The sequence below is a fragment of the Flavobacterium xanthum genome (genome assembly GCF_900142695.1).
GTDB classification, from domain to species: Bacteria; Bacteroidota; Bacteroidia; order Flavobacteriales; family Flavobacteriaceae; genus Flavobacterium; species Flavobacterium xanthum.
In genome coordinates this window covers 1-7,180 of sequence record NZ_FRBU01000067.1, presented here as the reverse complement: position 1 = coordinate 7,180, position 7,180 = coordinate 1, and the positions used below count along the sequence as shown (strand labels likewise).

At 33.6% G+C, this 7,180-nt stretch carries 8 protein-coding genes; all 8 read right to left on the bottom strand.

Annotated elements, in window-relative coordinates; all coding sequences use genetic code 11:
• Positions 1–190: 190 nt before the first annotated feature.
• Entirely contained in the window at positions 191–1,576 is a 1,386-nt protein-coding gene (locus tag BUC11_RS17310; RefSeq protein ID WP_073355679.1) for an OmpA family protein, read from the bottom strand.
• Positions 1,577–1,894: 318 nt separating this feature from the next.
• A complete protein-coding gene (locus tag BUC11_RS17305; RefSeq protein ID WP_262487744.1) occupies positions 1,895–2,017 on the bottom strand; it encodes a hypothetical protein in 123 nt (40 codons plus the stop codon).
• A 26-nt stretch (positions 2,018–2,043) separates the two neighbouring features.
• The gene (locus BUC11_RS15995) at positions 2,044–2,517 is read right to left on the bottom strand and encodes a Dps family protein (RefSeq protein WP_073355678.1); all 474 of its coding nucleotides are present in this window, start codon (positions 2,515–2,517) and stop codon (positions 2,044–2,046) included.
• Positions 2,518–2,883: 366 nt separating this feature from the next.
• Positions 2,884–3,078, bottom strand: coding sequence for a hypothetical protein (locus tag BUC11_RS17230; protein ID WP_394332916.1), 195 nt, complete (start codon positions 3,076–3,078; stop codon positions 2,884–2,886).
• A gap of 3 nt (positions 3,079–3,081) precedes the next feature.
• The gene (locus tag BUC11_RS17225; protein WP_073355676.1) at positions 3,082–3,315 is read right to left on the bottom strand and encodes a hypothetical protein; all 234 of its coding nucleotides are present in this window, start codon (positions 3,313–3,315) and stop codon (positions 3,082–3,084) included.
• 63 nt (positions 3,316–3,378) lie between these two features.
• Positions 3,379–4,467: an alkene reductase gene (locus BUC11_RS15980; protein ID WP_073355675.1), complete on the bottom strand. Its 1,089-nt coding sequence runs from the start codon at positions 4,465–4,467 to the stop codon at positions 3,379–3,381.
• A gap of 455 nt (positions 4,468–4,922) precedes the next feature.
• On the bottom strand, positions 4,923–6,305 hold the full coding sequence (locus BUC11_RS15975) for an NAD-dependent succinate-semialdehyde dehydrogenase (RefSeq protein WP_073355673.1): 1,383 nt from the start codon (positions 6,303–6,305) through the stop codon (positions 4,923–4,925).
• Between the two features lie 6 nt (positions 6,306–6,311).
• On the bottom strand, positions 6,312–6,677 hold the full coding sequence (locus tag BUC11_RS15970) for a DUF892 family protein (RefSeq protein ID WP_073355671.1): 366 nt from the start codon (positions 6,675–6,677) through the stop codon (positions 6,312–6,314).
• Positions 6,678–7,180: the final 503 nt, after the last annotated feature.

Here is a 7,180-nt window from a genome sequence, read left to right as displayed (position 1 = left end):
TATTTAAATATGGATTAGACTTCTTGTCAAAATTTCTTTTGACTGGATTTAACAATCTAAATTACAGCTTATTTAGTTTTTTGTCATGTACTTAAATTATATTTATAATTATTCAATAAAAAAACAAAAAAAGAGGGCTGTTGTTTCCAACAGCCCTCAACTAACCAAACCTAAACCCAACCTTATCTTCTTATTTTTCGTAAGTCATTTTCAACTCTACTCTTCTGTTTTTTGCACGTCCAATAGCCGTTGCATTTGTTGCGATAGGTTTGCTTTCTCCGTATCCAACTGCTGTTAATCTTGATCCAGCAATTCCTTTCTCCATCAAATAATTTTTAACAGATTCAGTACGTCTTTGAGATAATTCTAAATTAAAAGCATCACCACCATTACTATCTGCATGTCCTTCGATAACTAAGTTTGAAGCATCGTATTTATTAATTAGACCTACTAATTCATCTAATTGTACTAATGAACCAACTTTTAATTTGTCGCTATTGTTTTCAAAGAATATTTTACTTCCTAAGTACGTAATTCTTTCAACATCTTGTTTTGTAATTTCTGGACATCCTTTGTTTTCCATGGTACCTTTAACAGTAGGACAACGGTCATCCATATCAGCTACACCGTCTCCATCAGTATCAGGACAACCATTTAAACTTGCAGGACCAGCTGTATCAGGACAACGATCTAAGTCATTTGGTATTCCATCTTTGTCATTGTCCATAGGACAACCTGTTGCGTCAACTTTTGTTCCTGGTTTAGTATCAGGACATTTATCATTAATGTCAGCTACTCCATCATTATCTGAATCAGGACAACCATTTAATAATGCAGTTCCTGCAACATCAGGACAAGTGTCTAAATAATCAGCTACACCATCTTTATCTCTGTCTAATGGACAACCATTTTCATCAACTACTACACCTGCTGGAGTATCAGGGCACGTATCTTTACGATCAGCAACACCATCATTATCAGCATCTTTTTTGTCTCCTAAATTGAAAGTCAAACCAGCCATGTGAGAAAGATAAGCATCTTTTTTACCATTATCATTAACACCGTCTCTTCTGTCTTTGTTAGAAAAACTGAACGTTTCTTGTAAATTAAGTGTAATTACATCGCTCAATCTAAAATTTAATCCACCACCAGCAGTAGGTAATGCATAATCAATTCTATCTTGATCAAAGTTTACGTCATTGTCAAATAAAATAGCACCAACTCCTGCAAAAGCATAAGGTCTAACTACAGATTCTGGACCTGTCATATTAAATCTTAAATTTAATGCTACAGAGTTGAAGTCACTTTTGAAACTTCTTACTGTTCCATCGTTGTATCCAATTGTTCCTTTTGAAGCTAAAAAGTTCAAATCAAAATAACGACCTAAGTATCGAGAAACTGAAATACCTCCAAAACCGTAAAATGCTTTATCAGTTTTATAAAAATTATTTCCTAAATCACCTTGATACTGTGTCACACCACTATGAAGACCAATGTTCCATTTCTTGTCCTCAGTTTGCGCTTTTGCGATAAATGTAAATGCTAAGCAGGTACATACTAATAGGATTTTTTTCATTTTATTTATGTTAAATTATTCCCTACAAAGGTCATCAAGATTGGGATGTTATTTGTTATAGAACTATTGTAAAAATTTGTATATTTCCCACATTTATGCAGGCTTACTTTGGGTTTTAGATGCCTGGCTGTGCTTGCTCTTTAACCTTATTTTAAAAAAAATAAACCATTTAAAAACATGATTTCCATTGAACCGCTCATAGAGGCAGTTTTGAAAAAAGTTTTTAAATGGTTCTACTTGTTTAAATAAACGATGTAGTTGTTTTGTGAAATACTAAAATAATAATAACTTCTTAGTATTTTTACTACTTATAAAATGCTACGGTTTAGAGTCCGTTTCTTTAGTTTTTTTAATTTCTTCAACATCTCTTTTAGCGGTAATTGTGCCTACTCTGCAATTACTTCTTGAAACTAAATAAACTTCTGATTCTCTACTTTCCATTTTATTCGTACTTTATCGTTACTAAATTATTCTAAATACCTACGTAAAGTCCATGCCATGGTTTCATGATCTTGCATCAAACCCGTAAGGAAATCAGCTGTTCCTGCATCTTTATTATCATCTGCACTTGCATCGACATCTTTTCGCAATTGAACAATCAGTGTTTCATGATCTTCTAATAATTCTTTAAGCATTTCTTTTTGCGCAGGATATTGATTTGGAGATTCCTTGATTATCGTTAATTCCGAAAACTCTTTCATTGTTCCAATAGTCTTTCCACCTAGTTTGCTTATTCGCTCGGCAGTTTCGTCGATTGATACTTCGAGTTGTGTATAGTGACCTTCAAATAACTTATGAAGTTCCATGAAACTTTGACCGGATACGTTCCAATGAAATTTTCTTAGTTTTATGTATAAAGTCATCTCATTTGCTAAAATGGAGGATAAGATTGAAATGCTATTTTTTAAATGTGCTTCTGTAATTCCAATTTGAAGTTTCATATTTTTAAGATTTTGTTTACTATTAAGTGTGATTTTTAAAATAATTAGCTTTTATTTCTTGTAAGAACGCTGTAACTACGTTCTTTTTTAGGATATAAACTAGAATACAAAGATGATCGTATTCGCTTCATAAAGTATTATAAAATTACAATAATATGTTACATATTTCACACTTTATTAATTTCAAAATATTGAATTTCAGTGATTTGTAACATTTTAGCGACGTTCAATGGAGTACTCATAAATTGTAAACAGTTATTTTATAGTCCGTTACTTATATCGCAGTAAAACCACTATTGTTTTTGGGTATTTTTTGTTTTATGATGTCTGCTTGATTAGTAACTCGTAAATGATCTGCTTGACCTGTTATGTCAGGAGCTCATTATGGTTGATTTTGCTCATAAAATGAATTTTATGAGCATATTTTCTAGATAGCATGGCTAATCCGTCCATGGTAGAGGCGACAGCGTTACAGCCTCCTTCGATAGTTAAAATTATGCTGTTTTCAGGGTCAAAATAAATGGGATTGGAAGCAAACGAACTTCCTGCTGTATGCTCAATTCCTTAATCTACAGGTAAAATTGAAATATAACTAATGCCAGAAAGTCGATCATGGTTATAGCGTTGTGCTAAACTTCGAATTGTTTGCCCATGTCGATTACATTGTAAAAAATTAACATCTAGGTGAAAAGGGTTCGGTTCATGAAGATGTCCTTTTGGGATTTTTTCTAAAATTTTTTGTAGTAAATTATCTTTTTCATCACCTAACAAAAAGAGTACCTGAGATCTATTTCTCATCAAGATTTCTTTTAAAGAAAGTCGCTAGAAAAAGACGGTCTTTTGGTCATATAAATCCTAAAATCAAATTTTATAAGCTGGATAATCAGTATATCCTTTTGCATCAGCGGTGTAAAACAAATCCATATCAAGATCTTGGGATAAAGGCCAATTGTTCTGAAATCTTTCTACTAAATCTGGATTATTGATAAAAGGTCTTCCAAAAGCAACCAGATCCGTAAGTCCGCTTTCTAAGGCTGATTCTGCACTTTCTTTATCATAACCTCCACAGCTAATCAAGATGTTTTTAAAATTATGACGAATTAATTTTTTAATTTCTAATGGTACGGCAGGAGCACCCATGGCAGAATGATCGACAAGATGAATATAAGCAATATCTAATTTATTCAATTCTTTAGATAAGTAGTCATAAGTAGCTTCAATTTCTGGATAATGTGGCATGTCGCTAGCTACACCATAAGGCGACAATCGTATTCCTGTTTTTTCTTTTCCAATAGCCTTAGCAACTGCTGCCGTAACTTCTAATACGAATTTACAACGGTTTTCTATACTTCCGCCATATTCATCTGTTCTGATATTACTTATGGGCGATAGAAACTCTTCAAGTAAATACCCATTAGCACCATGCAACTCGACACCATCAAAGCCAGCAAATAAAGCATTTTTAGCTGCACTGATGTATTCGGTTTTGGCATGTATTATATCTTGTAATGTCATTTCATTGGGAACAACAAAGTCTTGCAATCCACTCGCATCGGTCCACATTTGCCCCGCAGCTTTTACCTGCGATGGAGCAAGTATTTGAGCACTTTTAGTCATATTAAGCGGATGGCTTATTCTTCCCGAATGCATTAATTGGACGACTATTTTCCCTCCATTTTTATGAACAGCGCCTGTTGTTGCTTTCCAGCCTTCTACTTGTTCAGCGTTAAAAATACCTGGTATTCTAGCATATCCTAATCCATTTTGTGAAGGGGATGTCCCTTCAGTTATGATGAGCCCTGCAGTGGAGCGCTGATTGTAATAGGTGACCATTAATTCATTGGGAACATTTCCTATCGCTCTGCTTCGTGTCATTGGTGCCATTACGATTCTGTTTTTTAAATCAATAGAACCCACTTTTTTTGGTGTGAATAATTCGTAAGTTTTCATTTTTTTTGTTGTTAGATTGCTGATATAAAGATAATTGTATTAAATGATCTGTTTTTTAAAACTAACAAAATTTAATATAATGCTCTTTTATAAAGCTGATTTTGATTTTAATACCTTCAGAAAACTCGCTACCCTATTTCCTAACGATGAAATTTTGCTCAGAAAACCTCTGGTAAGGAGAAATATTTGAAACGAGATTTCTTAAGTATTAAAGTATGATAGTCTAGTTTTATTTAGCACGAACACTGATTATTTATTTCTGTTTTTCAAAAAATTAAGTTAGATAACATGCGTTGAATATTCTGATTAACGGTTATCCAGCTCGTGTACCAATTCGTTGGTCATAGGCGGAAGATTGGAAAACCCCTATGTTCTAGATGCCGTTGCGCCAATCTGGCAAACCAGAAAAGATGCTACCTAACAAAATTTAATGATTCTACTTATTTGAATGAAAGCTACAAAGGATCTGAAAGTCCACTAACACGGATGAGTTTTTTATTGACAAATTCCTGTATTCCTAATTCAGACAATTCTCTTCCGTAACCAGAGCCTTTTGTACCTCCAAATGGTAAATCAGCCTGCGTCCAAGTGGGATGATTGATAAATACCATTCCAGCATCAATTTGATTAGCTATTTTTTCTCCTCGTTTAATGTCTTTGGTAAAAATGGAACAACCAAGTCCAAAATCAGAATCATTTGCTAAAATAATGGCAGTTTCTTCATCTTTCACTCTGTAAAAGGAGGCAACAGGGCCAAATAGTTCTTCGTAATAAGCAGGTATTTCTGGTTTTAAATCGGTTAAAATGGTTGGTTGCACAAAGGCTCCCGGCATATCAGCACGCGTTCCTCCTAACAAAATAGTTGCTCCTGCGTCAACGGATCTTCTTATTTGGTCAATGATAGTGACTGCGGCTTCTTCGCTACTCATGGGTCCTAATTCAGTTTTCGAATCCATTGGATCCCCAACAACTAAGTTTGATAGCTTTTCTTTAAATTTTTCAATAAATTCATCAGCTATAGCTTCTACGGCAATGAATCTTTTGGAAGCAACACAACTTTGACCGTTGTTGTTAATTCTACCTACCACTGCCCATTCCACTGTTTTGTCAATATCAGCATCTTCCAGAATTATGAAAGCATCACTACCACCCAATTCCAAAACTGATTTTTTTAAATAGCGTCCAGCTTCAGCCGCAATACTGGCGCCAGCTGCTTCACTTCCTGTTAGTGAAACTCCTTTAATTCTTTTATCAGAAACCAAAGCTGATGCTCTTTTTCCAGAAATAAACAAATTAGTATAAATTCCATTAGGTGCACCAGCTTCATTAAATAATTCTTCAATTGCAACTGCGCATTGTGGTACCATGGAGGCATGTTTTACTAGGACAGTGTTTCCTACCATAAGGTTAGGAGCGGCAAATCTTGCTACTTGATAGAAAGGGAAATTCCATGGTTCGACACCTAATATCACGCCTATCGGACTGGATTTAATGTAAGCGCTTCCATTTTCAGGTTCTAGGGGCTTGTCAGCCAAAAAGGTCTTTGCATTAGTAGCATAATAATCAAAAATAGCAGCACTTAACAAAATTTCACCTTCAGATTGAGCAATTAATTTACCCATTTCGGAAGTTATTAGTGAAGCTAAATGTTCTTTTTTCTCTCGCATTAAAGCAGCTACTTTATGCAATATTTGAGCACGTTCCTCGTAGCTCGTTTCTTTCCAAGAAGTGAATGCTTTTGCGGATTGAGTAATCAACAAATCAACAGTTTTTTCAGTCATCTCATCAAAAGTACGCTCGACTTTATTGGTATAAGGATTAACAGTTTGAATAGCCATTTTTATTTATTTAGAATTATTAATTGATTTTTTTTGTGGTTTTTGGGATGAGGATAAGCCATACATTGCTTCATATTTCAAAATAATGTTTGCTTCATCGATTGAATTAAAAAAATCTTCAAGACGCTTAATATGTTCCTCTGTAAATTGTAGGTGGACTTGGAGTGCAGTAGCTAATTCTTCGGTAGCCGCATTTTTTATCAATATCGGAATGGAGATTATTTGTGCTTTTTCTGAAAAGTAAATTTCTTTTAATTCCTCTACAAAAATATTGCGATATTCTTTTTTAGTTTCCAGAGCGGATTCGTTTAAAATTCCTTTCTCTTTTTGCAAAACTATTTTTTTATCGGCTTTATTGACACTATTTTTCATGTGCTAATGGTTTTAGACAGCAATTCAATTGAATAATGTAAAGTTCGTTTTTTAGAAGCCCAAATTCATTACAGAATATTAGAAAGGAATTGCAATATTCACAGGTAGCAACATAATAAACTAATGTAGTAGTGGTGCTTTACTTCATTTTCTAGAGGAAAATGATCTTTAAATTCGGTATGATTTTTTAAAGTTGTAATGGTAATTTGGCCTATTGTTTCTTTGGTAAGAGCTTTACATTTTTACAATTCTGTAGACCTTAAGTAAACAATATTTTTCATAAAATATAAATCCTTTTCTTTGTCTGGTACTAATTAAGTTGGATTTTACAGATAAATAGGGTATTTCTTAAGACCTCAGTAAAATGGAGTGTACTACTAAAAATAGGAGGTTACGTTATTTATTGATCTTGAATTCAATTAATAAATGCGAAAGTTAGGAATCTCAAAGAAAGATGAAATATTTTTTCAGAACAAAGAAAAGAAAATTAATTCTTTTCCCTG

Bases quoted from the DNA above. Each gene is read 5' to 3' on its own strand.
- BUC11_RS15995 (WP_073355678.1), bottom strand. From the start codon at position 2,517: ATGAAACTTCAAATTGGAATTACAGAAGCACATTTAAAAAATAGCATT.
- BUC11_RS15975 (WP_073355673.1), bottom strand. From the start codon at position 6,305: ATGGCTATTCAAACTGTTAATCCTTATACCAATAAAGTCGAGCGTACT.
- BUC11_RS15970 (WP_073355671.1), bottom strand. From the start codon at position 6,677: ATGAAAAATAGTGTCAATAAAGCCGATAAAAAAATAGTTTTGCAAAAA.
- BUC11_RS15980 (WP_073355675.1), bottom strand. From the start codon at position 4,467: ATGAAAACTTACGAATTATTCACACCAAAAAAAGTGGGTTCTATTGAT.
- BUC11_RS17310 (WP_073355679.1), bottom strand. From the start codon at position 1,576: ATGAAAAAAATCCTATTAGTATGTACCTGCTTAGCATTTACATTTATC.
- BUC11_RS17305 (WP_262487744.1), bottom strand. From the start codon at position 2,017: ATGGAAAGTAGAGAATCAGAAGTTTATTTAGTTTCAAGAAGTAATTGC.
- BUC11_RS17225 (WP_073355676.1), bottom strand. From the start codon at position 3,315: ATGAGAAATAGATCTCAGGTACTCTTTTTGTTAGGTGATGAAAAAGAT.